A 16,522-nucleotide genomic window follows, 5' to 3' on the forward strand; every position below is an offset into this window, starting at 1 on the left:
TTTTATGAAATTTTTTGTATCTACAGGAGAAGTTTCAGGAGATTTACATCTTTCATATTTAGTGAAAGCTATGCTTGAGCAGGATAAAGATCTGAAATTTTATGGAGCAGCAGGAAATTATAGCAGAGCTCAAGGAGTAGAAGTAATACAGGATATAGACGAACTGGCTATAATGGGATTTACTGAAGTGTTCAAAAAATATAGTTTCTTAAAAAGGAAAGCAAGTGAATATATTGATTTTATAAAGAAAGAAAAAATAGATAAAGTAATTCTTGTAGATTATGGAGGATTTAATCTTAAATTTCTGGAGCTTTTAAAAAAAGAAATACCAGAAGTAGAGGTTTATTATTATATACCACCAAAGCTTTGGATATGGGGTAAAAATAGAATAACAAAGTTGATAAAAGCAGATCATATAATGGTTATTTTTCCTTGGGAAGTAGATTTTTATAAAGAACATAAAGTAAATGTTATATATTTTGGGAATCCATTTGTAGATAAGTACTCAATAATAGAAAGAACTGGAAATAATATACTTCTTCTTCCAGGAAGCAGAAAACAGGAGATAAGAAAACTTGTTCCAGTAATGTTGAAAGTAGTAGAGAAGAAAAAAAATGAAATTTTTATTTTAAAACTTTCCAGCAGAGAACATCTGAAATGGATAAATGAAGATTTAAATAAATATGAAAATTTAAAAATAGTATCAGATAAAAATTTGGCTGAATGTGTAAAAGAATCAAAAATAGCTATTGCAGCTTCTGGAACAGTAACACTGGAACTTGCCTTGATGGGTATTCCTGTTATTGTTGTTTATAAAACAAATTTTATAAATGCTTTTATAGTAAGATATATTTTGAAAGTAGGGTTTGTTTCCCTGCCTAATCTCACTCTGAATAGAGAAGTATATCCAGAATTACTCCAAGAAAAATGCAATCCAGAAGAGATAGAAAAATATCTTGATTACTTTGAAAATTCCAAAGAGAAAATAGCTGAAGACATAGCTGAAGTGAGAAAAAAACTATCAGGAAAAGATGTTGTAAAGAGCTATGGAAATTTTCTGATTAAAGGAGAACAATGATAGGGAAATTAAGTATATTTAAAAATAAATCTTTAAATACATTTTTAAGATATAGTTTAAAATATAAATGGGTAATGACTGCAGTGGTATTTACATCAGCTGTAAGTTCAGCAATGGGAGCAGTTCCAGCATGGCTGAGTAAATATCTTATAGATGATGTACTGGTAAATAAAAATGCAAGAATGATGGCTCTGGTAATAGGAGGAATATTTGTTTCTACTATATTGAAAGTAGTAACTGGTTACTTTTCTTCTATTTCGTCTAATTATGTAACTGAAACAATAAAAAGAGATATAAAAATAGATGTGTATTCACATCTTCAAAAACTACCAATGTCATATTTCAAGAGAAATAAACTTGGAGATATAATGGCAAGACTTTCTGGGGACTCTGCTACTTTAGGAAGAATAGGCTTTATTATATTTGATATGTTTAAAGAATTTCTTACAGTAGTGGCTCTTACTTTCAGAATGTTTCAAGTAGACTATATTCTAGCTCTCATAGCTTTAATAGTAATGCCTCTTATTATAAGCACAGTAAAGAAATATACTAAAAAGATAAGAAAGTCTGGGAGAATCAGACAAGATACTTCTGGAGCAGTTACAGCATTTATTCAGGAAACTCTTTCTGGTATTTTTGTAATAAAAGCTTTTAATAATAGTGATGATATGATTGAAAAATATAAAGTTATAAGTAAGGATGAATTTGAAAAATCATATAAGAGCACAAAAATAAAAGCAAAGGTATCTCCTATCAATGAAGTAATAACAACTGTAATGGTTTTGCTGGTAGCTGCATATGGGGGATATCAGATAATTATTTTAAAGAGTATGACAGCAGGAGATCTTATTTCCTTTGTTACTGCTTTGGGACTTATGAGCCAGCCATTAAAAAGACTTATAAGTAAAAATAATGATCTTCAGGAAGCTCTCCCATCAGCAGACAGAGTAATAGAAATATTAGATGTTCCTTTAGAGCAGGATTACTATGGTGAAGAAAAAGAACTTAAAACTGAAATAAAAGATATTAAATTTGAAAATTTATCATTTCATTATGATGATTCTCCAGAATTAATACTTAAAAATATAAATCTGAATGTAAAGGCAGGAGAAGTTGTAGCTCTTGTAGGAAAAAGCGGAAGTGGAAAAACTACTCTTGTAAATCTTATACCTAGATTTTATGAAGTTACAGATGGAGCTATAAAAGTAAATGATATAGATATAAAAAATATTTCATTGAAAAAATACAGAGATTATATAGGGATAGTTCCTCAGGAAAGTTTTCTCTTCAGTGGTTCTATTTCAGAAAATATAGCTTTTGGAAAAAATGGAGTCACAGAAGATGAGATAATAAAAGCAGCTAGAATGGCTAATGCATATGACTTTATTATGGAACTTCCAAATAAACTTGAAACAGAAGTAGGAGAAAGAGGTGTGCTTCTTTCAGGGGGGCAAAAGCAGAGAATAGCTATTGCCAGAGCTCTTATACAAAATCCGGAAATAATGATATTGGATGAAGCTACATCTGCTTTAGATACTGAATCTGAAAGACTGGTACAGGATGCTTTAGATAAACTGATGGTAAACAGAACAACTTTTGTAATAGCCCATAGATTATCAACTATAATAAATGCAGATAAGATAGTTGTAATGGAAAATGGGGAAATAAAAGAAATAGGAACTCATCAGGAACTGCTTGAATTCAAAGGATTGTATAAACATTTTTATGAAATACAGTTTGGAAAAAAAGAAAAGATAAAAGAAAAAATAGAAGAGAAAGTATTAATATAAAAAACTGGCAGATTAAGAGGAGAAATATAATAATGGAAGTCAAAGAAATGATAATAGAAGAAGATTTAAGAACTCTGAAATTAAGAGAAGATGGAAGAAAAACAGACAGCCTTAGAGATATAAAAATAACAAAAAACTTTAATCTTTATGCAGAAGGATCAGTATTAATAGAATTTGGAAATACAAAAGTAATATGTACAGCTTCTGTAAGTGAAAAAGTGCCACCTTTCATGAGGGGGCAAGGTAAAGGTTGGCTTACAGCTGAGTATTCTATGATTCCTAGAGCTACTGGAGAAAGGAATCAAAGGGAATCAGCAAAAGGGAAACTTTCTGGAAGAACTATGGAAATACAAAGGCTTATAGGGAGAGCCTTAAGAACAGCTGTAGATTTGGATAAATTAGGAGAGAGAACTATAACTATTGATTGTGATGTTATTCAGGCAGATGGAGGAACTAGAACTACATCTATATCAGGAGGATTTATAGCTCTGGCTTTAGCAGTAAAAAAACTTATGAAAGATAGAGTTCTGTCTGTAAATCCAATAGTTTCTAATGTGGCTGCTATAAGTGTAGGTGTTGTAAGAGGAACTCCAATGCTTGACTTGATGTATACTGAAGATTCTGCAGCAGAAGTAGATATGAATGTTGTAATGAATGGTAAGGGAGAATTTGTTGAGGTACAGGGAACAGGAGAAGAAGCTACTTATACAAGAAAAGAACTCAATGAACTTATAGATTTAGCAGAAGTTGGAATAAAAGAAATAATCAAGCTTCAAAATGAAATAATAGGAGAATAGATATCATGAAAATATTTCTAGCAACAGGGAATAAACATAAAATAGAGGAAATAACAGCTATTTTTAAAAATGTAAAAAATATAGAGATACTTTCTATTAAAGATGGGATAGACATACCAGAAGTGATAGAAGATGGAGATACTTTTGAAGCAAATTCTGCTAAGAAAGCATTGGAAATAGCAAAATATACTGGAATGATAACAATAGCTGATGATTCAGGATTATGTGTAGATGCTTTAAATGGAGCACCAGGAGTATACTCAGCCAGATATTCTGGAGAAAATGCAACAGATGATTCTAATAATAAGAAATTGATTAGAGAATTACAAGGAAAAGAAAATAGAAAAGCTCACTTTGTAAGTGTGGTTACTCTAGGAAAACCAGATGGAAGAAGTTATTCTTTCAGAGGAGAGGTAGCAGGGAAAATAATAGATGAACCAAGAGGAGATAAAGGATTTGGATATGATCCTCATTTCTTTGTAGCTGAATATGGAAAGACACTTGCAGAAATGCCGGATATAAAAAATATAATAAGTCATAGAGCTAATGCACTAAAAAAACTTGAAGCAGAGCTGGAAGATATATTAAAAGGTTAGAAAATAAAATATGTAATAGTTAAAAAGACTGATTAAAAAGTAAATCAGTCTTTAATTTTTAATTTCTATCTTTATGATGTACAAATTTATAAATTATAAATAGGTTTTTATGAATATTTAGATATTTTAAAATATAAGATATCATAATTGTCTAAATAATAATTGAAGTTTTTTCTTTTATAACTTTATGATATAATAAGTTTAGTGTAAAATTATTTAAAATGCGAAGCAAAAAAGGAGAGATAATGGACAGAGGACTTACTCCAAAGAGGATAGTGGAAGAACTCAATAAATATATAATATCACAGGAAGAAGCGAAAAAAAATGTTGCTATTTCTTTAAGAAATAGAGATAGAAGAAAAAGTATAGAAGATGAGGAATTAAGGAGAGAGATTACTCCTAAAAATATAATTCTTATGGGTCCAACAGGAGTTGGAAAAACAGAAATAGCAAGAAGGATAGCAAAAATAGCTGATGCTCCATTTTTAAAAGTAGAAGCAACTAAATATACTGAAGTAGGATATGTTGGAAAAGATGTAGAAAGCATAATAAAAGATTTAACTGCTCTTACATATAGAAAAATGAAAGAACAGAAATTTAATGAATTAAGAGAAGAAGCTTATGAAACAGCATTAGAAAAAGCAGCAAAGCTTGTAAAACCATATGATACTCTTAATGATGAGGAAAAAGCTAAAATTATGCAGGATATTGATGAAGGAAAATATGATGATATAGAAGTTGAAATAGAAAAAACTAAAAAAGATCTGGATCTCCCAATAATAGAAGTTGTTTCTGGAAGTGATGATACTTCAGGAATTGGAAGTATTTTAGATCAGGTAATGGCTGGAGTATCTGGAAAAAGTAAAAAAATGATAACTACTGTAAAAAATGCTATTGGAATAATAATGGATGAAGAAGTAGAAAAGAAGCTTGACTTAGATACTTTAAACGAAGAAGTTATAGAAAATGTAGAAAATAATGGAATTATCTTTATTGATGAAATAGATAAAATAGCTGAAAGAGATGGAGTAGGAAAAGGAGAAGTTTCAAGACAGGGAGTACAGAGAGATATTCTTCCAATAATAGAAGGAAGTACAGTTATGACAAAATTTGGACCTGTAAAGACAGATCATATTCTCTTTATTGCAGCTGGTGCATTTACACAGAGTTCACCATCAGATTTAATGCCTGAATTACAAGGAAGATTTCCAATAAGAGTGAAATTAAAAAATTTAGAGAGAGAAGATTTTGTAAAAATACTGACAGATGTAGAATATAATCTTCTTGATCAATATACAGCAATGCTGGCTACTGATAATGTAGAACTTTCTTTCACAAAGGGAGCTATAGAAAAAATAGCAGATATAACAGCTGTAATGAATGAAAAAATAGAAAATATAGGAGCAAGAAGACTTTCAGCAGTAGTGGAAGAATTATTGAGAGAAGTAATGTATGAAGCTCCATATGAAAAAAAGAAAAAAGTAAATATAGATGCTAATTTTGTAAAAAAGATATTTAAGAAAGAAAATGAAGAAGAAAATTTAGATAAATATATTCTTTAAAATGAAAAGAGATTAATCAAGAAGTTAAAGTAAATTTTATAAGTTTGGAAATTAGAGAGGTTTGTGTAATTAATGATGTGATTAAAACGTGAAAAACAGTATGTCTGAGTTCCAGTAATTAAGCAATTAATTACTGAGATGCAACAGTGGAGCTGTTGTAATCATCCATTTATTTTTAGTTTTAGGAACGAAATTAATAACAAATCTTTCTACTGGAAAACTTTTAAAATTATACTTCCCTTGATGAAATAATCTCTTTTTTTGTTATATGGAATTTTTATCTTTCTTTATTACTGATACCCATGGAGTCTTTGTAACTATGTAATAAAAAAGAAGACCAGCCACAGTGTTAGAAACTAGATTTCCCCAGAATACAGAATCAACTCCAAGCCATTTTTTAGTTATTATGATAAAAATATATCTTATCAGCCATACTCTTAAAAGTCCCATAATTAATGGCAGTCTTGTTCTTCCCAAACCTATAAAAGCACCTTGTGAGACCATAAATAAACCAAAACCTACAATTGAGAAAGTATAAATTTTTAATGAATGATCAGCTAGTTTTACTATATCTTCATGAGTCTGAAATAATCTCACAAGAAAATTACTGCTTGGAAGAAATATCACAATAAGAATAAAAGAAATAACTAAACTTACTAATGAACCATATTTAAAAGACTTCTCAGCATTTTCAGGCTTTTCAGCTCCAATATTCATACTGACCATAGTTGTTACAGTAGTACCAATGGAAGAAGGAAGAGTAAAACACATAGTATTGAGATTACTTGCAATAGTTTGAGCTGTAAGAACTATTGCTCCATACTTTTCCACTTCCATATTTATAAGAAAAAATCCAAAATTTATCAGTGAATAAGTTATCATAGAAGGAAAAGCTAATACTAAAACTTTTTTCAATAGAGGAAAGTCAGGATAATAACCTTTTAGGACAAGCTGTGTTTCGCTTTTTTTGATAAACAGATCATAAAACATCCAGACAGCAATAATAATGTATGAGCAAAGTGAAGCCATAACAGCTCCGATTATTCCAAGATGAAAAATTGCAAGAAATAAAGTGTTAAATATAATTTTTAACAGGAGTAAAATTATTATTCTGATTAAAGTTGCCTCTGGCTGACCAGTAGCATTTTTTATTGCATTATATATTGCAGCCATAAATAATAATGGAATGACAATTGAATAAAGACTTAAATAAAGAAGAACTTCATGAGCTATTTCAGCATTTATATTTTGTGATACAATAGAAGCAAAAATAATAGAAGTAGGAGCTACTAGCAGACCTATAAAAAATGCAAAAACCATAATCTGAGTGGAAACCTTTTTTACTTTTTCTAAATCTCCTGTTCCATTAATCTGACCAACAATAGCCATAGAAGCCACACCTAATCCTAAAGACAAGGCATTGAGTATGTTTATTATAGGTTGCCCAAAACCAACTGCTGCTGCCACAAGATACCCAGAGGTATGATTTAAAAATAGTCCATCTGATAATGGTATGAGAGACGAAACCATACCCATTAAAACAGTAGGAAGAGATAAAAAAAGCAGAGTATTGAGAATATTTCCATTGAGAATCATCTCACGTCTCTTTTGAACATTTGATGATAAAAGATTTATTTTCATTATACTATTCCTCCTTAATATATTTGCTTTCAATGAAGAATTATAAAAAACAAAAATTTACAGAATAAAAATAAATTTATCTGTAAATTCTATTTATAAAATCTATTCTTTGAGTCAATGTTTTTATTTTTTATTGTAACATATTTTTTCTATAAAAAGAACAAAAGTTATAACTTTTTTCAGAATGTTATAAATGATTTTTAGGTATTACATTTTTATTGAATTTATGTTAAACTTGAGTTGATATTAAAATTAAAATAAAGTGAAGTGAATAGTTTGAAAAGGGAAAAATTAAAAGGGATATATTTAATTGTACTTATTTTGTTTATATGGACAGTAGGAGCATATTATAATTTATGGAATAGTTATATAATTCCAGCTCCATCAAAGATAATTAATTCTTTTGTGAAACTGATAGAAAATGGAAAATTAATAAAACATATAGCTATAAGTTTAAGACGTATATTTATAGGTTTTTCTATTACTGTTTTTTTAGCAGTTCCTTTAGGAATCTTCTTTGGAGCTTTTACAAATATTTATGCCTATTTTAGACCTATTTTTGAATTTTTTCGTCATACTCCTCCTCTGGCACTTATACCAATGATAATTTTGTGGTTTGGAATAGGAGAAACTTCTAAAATTGTGATTATAGTACTAGCATCATTTTTTCCAGTATTTTTAAATGTATTAAAGGGTATAGGAGGCTGTGACAGAAAGTACATAGAAGTTGGAAAAGTTTTTAATTTATCTCAAAAAGATATATTTTTAAAAATAATACTTCCCAATTCAGTTCCAGATATATTGATAGGATTAAAACTAGGAATAGGATATAGTTGGAGAGCTATAATTGGAGCTGAACTTATAGCTGCTTCCTCAGGAATAGGATATCTCATATTAGATGCTCAGCAGATTTCAAGATCAGACATAGTTATGTTAGGGATAATAGTAATAGGGACTTTAGGGATAACAACAGATAACATATTTTCCAAAGCTGTTTCTGTTTATATAAAAAGGAAACGAGGGGATTACTTTGAATAATATGTATAGCATCTCAGATCTTAAAAAAATATTTGAGATAAGTGGAAATAAGAAAATAATCTTTGAAAATATGAATTTAGAAATAGATAATAAGAAGATAACAATTATTCTTGGAAAAAGTGGCTGTGGAAAAACTACACTTTTGAGAATGATAGCTGGTCTGGAAGATGTAACAGATGGCAGAATAGATTTTTATAATAAAAATGAGGAAAGGGTAAAAGCAAAAATAGGAATGGTCTTTCAGGAAAGCCGTTTGATGCCTTGGCTTACAGTAAAAGAAAATATAGAAATACATGGAAATAAAATAGATACAGATAAATATTTAGAAATGATATCTTTAGAAGAATTTAAAGACGCTTATCCATCACAATTATCTGGAGGAATGGCTCAAAGAGTAGCAATAGCAAGAGCTCTGTCCTATCAGCCAGATACGCTTTTAATGGATGAGCCTTTTTCAGCTTTAGATTATTTTACAAGGGAACAGCTTCAAAGAGAGATAATAAAAGTATACAAAAAGACTGGAACAGGAATAATTTTTGTCACTCATAATATAGATGAAGCTTTAATGCTTGGGCATAGAATAGTAGTTATAAGTGAAGGGAAATTATACAACTATGATATAGCAAAAAATTTTCCAAGAGATATAGGAGATATGGAACTTATTAATTTAAAAAAAGAAATTTTGAATAAAATAAATAATTAATTATGGAGGGAAAGAATGTTAAAGAAAATCATTGCAGCTGCAGCAGTAGGAACAATGCTTCTTATTGCTGGGTGTGGAAAAGAAAAAAATACTGTACCAAAGGAGATAAATATAACCTATGTAAAATCTCCTTTAAATATACCATCTATTTTAGAAAAAAATAGAGATCTGTTTGGGAAAGAATTTTCAAAAGATGGAATAGAAGTAAAATTTCATGAGCTTACAACAGGACCAGAGCAGACACAAGCTCTGGCAGCAGGGGAATTAGATTTTCTTCATGCACTTGGAGGAACCTCAGCTATCATAGCAGCTTCTAATGGAGTAGATTTGAAAATAACTAATATTTACAGTAGATCGCCAAAAGGATTTATGATTATATCTAAATCTTCAGATATAAAAGAGTCAAAAGATTTGGCAGGAAAGAAAGTAGCAGGACCAAAAGGAACTATACTTCATCAACTTTTATTAACTTATTTAGGAAAAGGTAATTTAAAAGTTGATGATATTGAATTTATTAATATGGGACTTCCAGAAGCTATGGCTGCACTTCAAAGTGGAAATGTAGATGCTGCACTTTTAGCAGGACCAGTAGCTTTAAAAGCTATTAAAAATGGTGCAAGTGTAGTGACTAATGGAGAAGGGCTTGTTGAAGGAATAGTTGTTACTGCTGTAAGTGGAAAGTTTCTTAAGGAAAATCCCCAGCTTGTAGACAGATTTCTTAAAGTAAATGAAGATGCTGTTAAATTTATAAAAGATGATTTTGAAACTACATTGAAAATAACAGCTGAAGACACAGGACTTTCAAAAGATGAAGTAATGGAACTTTATCCATTATATGATTTTAATACTGAAATTAAAGCTTCTGACATAGATGATTTAATAAAAACTCAAGATTTCTTGATAGAAAATGATCTTCAGGAAAAGAAAATAGATATCAATACTATCATAAAAAAATAATAACAGAAAAGGGTGGTGGTTGGGTGTGTTGATACTTAAAAGAGAGGAATTTGAAGAAAATCTAAAAAAGAATTTAGAAAAAGCTCACTATGAGGATGTGATTATAGAAAATGATTCTTTTAAAACAATAGTTATTTCATTAGATAAATATATTGAAATAATGAGGGAACTAAAAAAATATAAAGAATATTATCATAAAGATTCAATAAAAAAAATTGAAAAAGCTTTGAAAAATAATTTTTTTGGCATTTTAAAAAAGAGAAGAACATAGCTTTTTAATTAAGAAGGAGATAGTAAAAAGACTATCTTCTTTTTTAATTGAGGAAATTCAACAGAGAATTTTCAAATATCCTTATAGTTCTTAGTATGTTGATGTGAGAAAGGAAGTGAAAGGAGAAAATATAAAGGAAAGCTGGGAATTGTTTTGAAATATATAAAAACGATATAAATAGAATTTATTTATCAGAGAAAAATAACTCCTAGAAAATGGAATAAATTTTAGAAATATTTCTAGTAAAAGTTTTTGAAATTTTATCTATATTTGTGAGTTATTTATTTCTATACAGGAGGCAGATATAATGAGTACAAAATATTTTCAAAGTGAAAATGAAAAAGAAATCGATATAATTAATTTTAGTATGCTTGAAGAGGAAGCTAAGAAAATAATTCCATCTGGAGGTTATGGTTATATTAGTGGAGGTGCTGAAGATGAATGGACATTGAGAATGAATACAGAAGCATTTAATCATAAACAGATAGTTCCACGTTCTTTAGCAGATGTGGAAAAGCCGGATTTAACAACAACAATTTATGGAGAAAAAATTTCAATGCCCATATTTATGACAACTGTGGCCTCTCATGGACTGGCTCATAAAGATGGAGAGATAGCAACTGCTAAAGGTGTGGCAGCAGCAGAGACTATTATGGGAATAAGTACCTATTCTACAAAATCATTAGATGAAATAATGGCAGCAAGTACAGGGCCTAAATGGTTTCAATTATATATGAGTAAAGATGATAATTTTAATAAATTTATGATTACGAAAGCTGTATCAAATGGAGCCAAAGGAATTATTCTCACAGTGGATGCAACTCTTGGAGGTTACCGTGAAGCTGATCTTAAAAATAATTTTATTTTTCCTTTGCCTATGGGAAATCTGGAAAGTTTAGGAGCAGGATTAGGACAAAGTATTTCAGAAATATTTGCTAATGCTAAGCAAAAAATTGGAATAAAAGATATAGAAGAAATAGTTTCACTTAGTGATTTACCAGTTATAGTAAAAGGAATAGAGTCTCCTGAAGATGCTATGTTGGCTATTGGAGCAGGAGCTAAAGGAATATATGTATCTAATCATGGAGGGCGTCAGCTTGATGGAGGACCAGCCAGCTTTGATGTGTTGGAGAGTATTGCTAAAACTGTAAATAAAAAAGTTCCAATAATATTTGATAGTGGTGTCAGACGGGGGCAACATGTATTTAAAGCATTAGCGTCTGGGGCTGATCTTGTTGGAATTGGACGTCCTGCAATATATGGGTTGGCAGTAGGAGGATCAAAAGGTGTTATGTCTGTTTTTAGACATTTTGCAAAAGAATTAAAAATAGTTATGCAGCTTGCTGGGTGCAAAACAGTTGAAGATATAAAAAGAGCAAAACTACTGTCTATTAAATATTAACTGATATAGCAGCAAGTAAATTTATTAATAAGAGCAGAAGATAAAGCTTTATAAGAAATTGAAAAGGCTATAAAAATAAAAGAGGCTGCATAAATTAGTTCATAAATCACTAATTTGCAACACCCTCTATTTTTATAAATATGGAAGAATATCTTTTGTTGAAGATACTTCTAAATAAGTTTTTAAATTTTTAATAATCTTATCTTTTTTATCTAAAGGAAGCTTTTTACTGAAGATTATATTTTTATCTTTAAGTTCATCTTCAGATACAAACTTTATATTTTGTGGGATTTCATAATCATCAGTAATATTAGTGAATCCTTGTATATTAAAAGTTTTATCTTCTGTTATTACTAGAATTTTCTTATTAATATATTTTTCTATTTCAGATTTTTCAGGGTTAAGGAAAATGTAAAAATCATATCCATTAACAAATTTATCTCCTATTCCTATGCTTGAAATAGTTTTCTGAGATATATTTTCTTGTGTTATAAGAATAGCTTTTTCATTTATACTTTTGTAATAAAGTCCTATAGTTTGAATTATGGTTTCAACACCTCTTCCTCTTTCCATAATTGTTACTGTATTATTTTTATCTTTAAAAATAGATGCTAAAGTTTTTTTCTGAATATAATTATAATGAAACTCTCCTATAAGAAAGTTTTTTATTTCCTTAAATAGTTCACTTTGTTTTATAGTATAAGATGAAAAAGTATAATCTTTATCAATGAGGATATGGACATTATAATTTTCATCTTTTAATATAACATCTTTTACAGCAGCAGAAAATTCAATGTTATACATTTTTTTTAAAGAACTCAATATATATTCAGTCTGATTATCTAAGGTTCCTAGATATGTACGATCATTAGCTACAGTTATTCCCTGTTCAGAAAAAGTGAGTCTTACTTTTGGAGAATCCATCTTCCTTCTTGTATAGATTACTGTTTCTATAGGAAATTGGATATCATAAAGATCAAAAATATTTTCTATTTCATTTGAAGTCTGAATAGTTTCCCTTATATCTTCAACATACATTTTATATTGATATCTATCTTTGTAAGTTTCCAGCTTTAATTTAAAAGCTATATCTATATTTCTTAGATTAATAAGATTCTCAAAAATATCATCACTATTAAACCATACACAATTTCTTATTTCATTTCCATTTTTTATAACATTCATCATAATATGCTTCTTATCTTTTCCTATAAGTCTCAATCCATCAAATTGACAGTTATTCAATGAGAATAAAGGAGAAGGATTCCCAAAACCAAATGGTTCCAGAAGGGATATTTTATCTAAAAAGTCATATGATATCTTGTAAAAAGGAAGGGGCCTGTCCACTTTAATTGGTTTTATAAGAGTACTGTCTTCCATTGCAGCTTTGGCATAATCATTTAACTTTATACTGAACTCCTCAATATTTTCTATTTTTATAGAAAAACCAGCAGCACCACTATGCCCTCCATATTTAATAAGAAGGTCTGAAAAATTATTAATAGCTTCTATAATATTAAATCCCTCTATGCTTCTGCATGAAGCAGTAGCAATTCCCTCATCAGGTTTTATTTCCATGATTACAGTAGGTTTATAGTATCTGTCCAGAACTTTAGAAGCAACTATACCAATAACCCCATGATGAAAACCCTCTTCTCCTACTATAAGAATACTCTTTTCATAAAGTTTCTCATTTTCTATTTTTTCAATAGCTTTTTCAAATATTTCTTCTTGTATTTCTTTTCTTTCACTATTTTTTTCCAGAAGATCTTTTATTGCTGCTGAACATACTCTGTGATCTTTTTCTATAAAAAGTTCAACAGCTTTTTTAGCATCTTCTAATCTTCCAACAGCATTAAATATGGGAGCTATTATAAAACCTATGTCATAAGTGGTAAATTTTCTTACATCAAAATCTTCAAAAATTTTTTTAATAAGCATATTAAGTCCAAGCCATCTGCTTCTTTTGAGATGCTTCAATCCCTCTTTTACAAATATTCTATTTTCTTCAAGAAGGGGAACAATGTCAGCTACAGTACCTATTGCCACTATATCAAGATATTTGTAAACCTCTTCTTCTTTATCAAGAGTTTTAAAAAGAGCTAATATCATCATAAAAGCAGTTCCCACACCTGCTAAATATTTAAATGTATAATCATTGTCTTCCCTTTTAGGATTAATAACTGCCAGGGCTTCAGGATTCCCATTATTTATCTCATGATGATCAGTAACTATCATATCTATACCTAAAGATGAAGCATGGGCTATTTCTTCATGTGAGGAGATACCACAGTCAACAGTTATGATAAGAGATCCCCCTTCATTTTTTATATAGTTTATTGCTTCTATGTTGAGTCCATAGCCTTCATCTCTCAAAGGAATGTAGTATCTCACATTGATTCCCAATTCACTCAAAGCTAAAAAACATAAAGAAACAGATGTAATTCCGTCAACATCATAATCCCCATATATCCATACAGTTTCATCGTTTTCTCTTGCTTGAAGAAGTCTGTTAACAGCTGTATCAATATCTTTTAAAGAAAAAGGATCTGCTATATTTTTTATATTTACATTAAGGAAATTTTTTATTTCCTCTTTTTCTATTATATTTCTATTATATAGAAGATTGAGAATATCTTTATCTAAATTAAAATTTTGAATATCTTTATTATTTTTCAGAGGATTCTCTCTATAAACCCATCTTGTATTTCTCATTTTTGCTCCTTTAAAAATTGTATAGTTTCTTGTAAAACATATATGTAAGTATTAAGTTTTGCAGGTCATACCTTTCTTCTGGATCAGCTATTAAATCTAAATTCAAATCTCCATCATAATCAAATTGTATTCTGTTGAGCAGGTCTTCTCCATAAATATATGCTATAAGACATTTGAGCTTATCCCCTTTATAAGTTTCAAGAAGAGATTTTAATTTTTCTGTTCCCAGTGTAATATTTGTCTTAGGATCAAATAAAGGAATTATTTCCTCTCGTGATTCATAGGGAATCTGCATAAGACCTATTTTAGAATTTTCAGATAAAAGTTTATTATTGAATTTGCTGGAAATAAGTATTACAGAATAAATAAGCTCCTGAGGAACATCATATTTTTTTGAATTTGCGTCTACTATATTTTTGTAATATAAGGGATAATTATATTTTATTAAATCTTTATATTCAAAAAAATTTTTTCTATATGCAGAAGAATTTTTATAAGCAAGATCAAAAAACTCCCCTTTTTCAAGGATTGTAGTTATTGCATAACCATTTTGAATAGAATGTTTATTAATAAAACTGCTATTTTCTATTTCTATTTTTATAAGTTCTTCATCTTTCATAGCTGCAATGACTGATAGCTTCTCTATTTCTATTTTATCTACTGTATTAATAAAGTTGTTATCTATATTTTTGCAGTTTGTAAGGAGATTGTCAATTATCAACCCTACTTTAAAAACAGAATTATGTTTACTTATATCAATATCTTTGTTTTTTAAAAGAAATGAATAAAACATTCCTTCATAGGAATTAGGATATGTTTTTATTATGTTTTCAGCTTTTTTTTCAAAAAGCTTATTATTTCCAAGCTTAAAATAGGAATTAGCAACCATTATTTCAGTTATTATATTTTTATGTGGTATTTTAGCTGCTGTTTTTAATACCTGTTCATAATCTCCAAAAGAATAATATATACCTGTTTGATAAAATAAAGCAAGGGAAGAATATCTGCCTCTTTTTACGTTCTCAAAAGCATAAAGGCATCTCGAAAAATCTTTCATCCTATAATAAGCAATCCCTTTATAGAAAAAATATAAATCCTTATTTCCATTTTTTGCATATTTATCAGTTAAAGTGATGATTTCTTTATTTTTTCCAGCTCTGATTAAAGTTCTAAAGAGCTCAGATTCAGCTTTTTCTTTATCAGATTTTGTGATATTAGAATTTTTTAAAATTATTTTATAAAGTTTTTCGGCCTTTTCATATTCTTTTTTGGAAAGAAAAAAATGAGCAGCTTTTAAAAGCTCAGCTATTGAAATTTCTCCAATACGGGAAAAATCATTTCTAAATTTAAGATTATAATAATTTTGATATTGAATATCCTCTTTTGCCAGTAATTCAAGAGCTCTCTCCTCAAAATGTGAAGTAATAGGAGAAAAAGTAGAATAATCTAATCTTTTTAAATACAGCAAACCAGTCTCTTTATCTCCTGTTTTTATAAGAGCATCTCCAAGGGAATAATCTCTTTCAGCAAAATAAATATTTTTTTCTATTTCTGACCCTCGATTGAAGAAAGAAAGTTTATGGCTGAAAACAGCTTTTTCAAGATAGAAAACAGCATTTTTCCAATCTTCCATTCTATAATAAGTCATTCCTATAAAATAAAAAGCATAATTGTTTTTTAAAATAGGAGAAAAGGAGTAACTTCTTAAAAGAATTTCAAATTTATTTTGAGCTTCCTCATAATAACCATTATGATAGGCATTTTTTCCCTGAATGAAAATATCATAATCTTCATAAGTGTAAGTAAAAGCCATAAAACTATTTATAATAAAAAATAAAATCAAAAATATTTTTTTCATTTTCTAAGACACCTCTTATTAAAATATCTGCTACTATAATTATTACAAAATAACTTGAAAATGGCAACAATTATATTATTTTTTTTATTTCTAAAAAAAATATTGAAATTATTT

Annotated in this window: 13 protein-coding genes; 10 read left to right on the forward strand and 3 right to left on the reverse strand. The window is 28.8% G+C overall.

What is annotated here, in order from left to right; all coding sequences use genetic code 11:
- Positions 1 to 4: 4 nt before the first annotated feature.
- The 5 genes from lpxB to hslU all read left to right on the forward strand — a co-directional run bounded on the left by lpxB (position 5) and on the right by hslU (position 5,823).
- Positions 5 to 1,078, forward strand: a complete 1,074-nt coding sequence (gene lpxB / locus E6771_RS08575; RefSeq protein WP_316090858.1) for a lipid-A-disaccharide synthase — start codon at positions 5 to 7, stop codon at positions 1,076 to 1,078.
- Complete coding sequence (locus tag E6771_RS08580; RefSeq protein WP_316090859.1) at positions 1,075 to 2,868, forward strand: ABC transporter ATP-binding protein; 1,794 nt, start codon at positions 1,075 to 1,077, stop codon at positions 2,866 to 2,868. The genes lpxB and E6771_RS08580 overlap by 4 nt, the downstream gene beginning before the upstream one ends.
- 32 nt (positions 2,869 to 2,900) lie before the next feature.
- Positions 2,901 to 3,665 carry a ribonuclease PH gene (gene rph, locus E6771_RS08585; RefSeq protein ID WP_316090860.1) on the forward strand — a complete coding sequence of 255 codons (765 nt, stop codon included), beginning with the start codon at positions 2,901 to 2,903 and terminating at the stop codon, positions 3,663 to 3,665.
- Positions 3,666 to 3,670: 5 nt separating this feature from the next.
- On the forward strand, positions 3,671 to 4,261 hold the full coding sequence (locus E6771_RS08590) for an XTP/dITP diphosphatase (protein ID WP_316090861.1): 591 nt from the start codon (positions 3,671 to 3,673) through the stop codon (positions 4,259 to 4,261).
- A 245-nt stretch (positions 4,262 to 4,506) separates the two neighbouring features.
- Complete coding sequence (gene hslU, locus E6771_RS08595) at positions 4,507 to 5,823, forward strand: ATP-dependent protease ATPase subunit HslU (RefSeq protein ID WP_316090862.1); 1,317 nt, start codon at positions 4,507 to 4,509, stop codon at positions 5,821 to 5,823.
- A gap of 264 nt (positions 5,824 to 6,087) precedes the next feature.
- Here the strand turns inward: hslU and E6771_RS08600 are convergent, their stop codons facing one another.
- Positions 6,088 to 7,464 carry an MATE family efflux transporter gene (locus tag E6771_RS08600; protein WP_316090864.1) on the reverse strand — a complete coding sequence of 459 codons (1,377 nt, stop codon included), beginning with the start codon at positions 7,462 to 7,464 and terminating at the stop codon, positions 6,088 to 6,090.
- 321 nt (positions 7,465 to 7,785) lie between these two features.
- On the opposite strand from E6771_RS08600, the gene E6771_RS08605 reads away from it, so the two are divergent.
- From E6771_RS08605 to E6771_RS08625, 5 genes are all read left to right on the forward strand, one after another.
- Positions 7,786 to 8,502, forward strand: coding sequence for an ABC transporter permease (locus E6771_RS08605; RefSeq protein WP_316090865.1), 717 nt, complete (start codon positions 7,786 to 7,788; stop codon positions 8,500 to 8,502).
- A 1-nt stretch (position 8,503) separates the two neighbouring features.
- Entirely contained in the window at positions 8,504 to 9,205 is a 702-nt protein-coding gene (locus E6771_RS08610) for an ABC transporter ATP-binding protein (RefSeq protein WP_316090898.1), read from the forward strand.
- Between the two features lie 15 nt (positions 9,206 to 9,220).
- The gene (locus E6771_RS08615; RefSeq protein ID WP_316090866.1) at positions 9,221 to 10,162 is read left to right on the forward strand and encodes an NrtA/SsuA/CpmA family ABC transporter substrate-binding protein; all 942 of its coding nucleotides are present in this window, start codon (positions 9,221 to 9,223) and stop codon (positions 10,160 to 10,162) included.
- A 25-nt stretch (positions 10,163 to 10,187) separates the two neighbouring features.
- Entirely contained in the window at positions 10,188 to 10,433 is a 246-nt protein-coding gene (locus E6771_RS08620; RefSeq protein ID WP_316090867.1) for a hypothetical protein, read from the forward strand.
- Positions 10,434 to 10,740: 307 nt separating this feature from the next.
- Positions 10,741 to 11,835 (forward strand): lactate oxidase, encoded by a 1,095-nt coding sequence (locus E6771_RS08625; protein ID WP_316090868.1) that lies wholly within the window; start codon positions 10,741 to 10,743, stop codon positions 11,833 to 11,835.
- A 132-nt stretch (positions 11,836 to 11,967) separates the two neighbouring features.
- On the opposite strand, the gene recJ is transcribed toward E6771_RS08625, so the two are convergent.
- Positions 11,968 to 14,550 carry a single-stranded-DNA-specific exonuclease RecJ gene (gene recJ, locus E6771_RS08630; protein WP_316090869.1) on the reverse strand — a complete coding sequence of 861 codons (2,583 nt, stop codon included), beginning with the start codon at positions 14,548 to 14,550 and terminating at the stop codon, positions 11,968 to 11,970.
- Between the two features lie 10 nt (positions 14,551 to 14,560).
- The gene (locus tag E6771_RS08635; RefSeq protein WP_316090870.1) at positions 14,561 to 16,408 is read right to left on the reverse strand and encodes a transglycosylase SLT domain-containing protein; all 1,848 of its coding nucleotides are present in this window, start codon (positions 16,406 to 16,408) and stop codon (positions 14,561 to 14,563) included.
- Between the last annotated feature and the right edge of the window lie 114 nt (positions 16,409 to 16,522).

Source organism: Fusobacterium sp., from assembly GCF_032477075.1.
Classification (GTDB): Bacteria; Fusobacteriota; Fusobacteriia; order Fusobacteriales; family Fusobacteriaceae; genus Fusobacterium_A.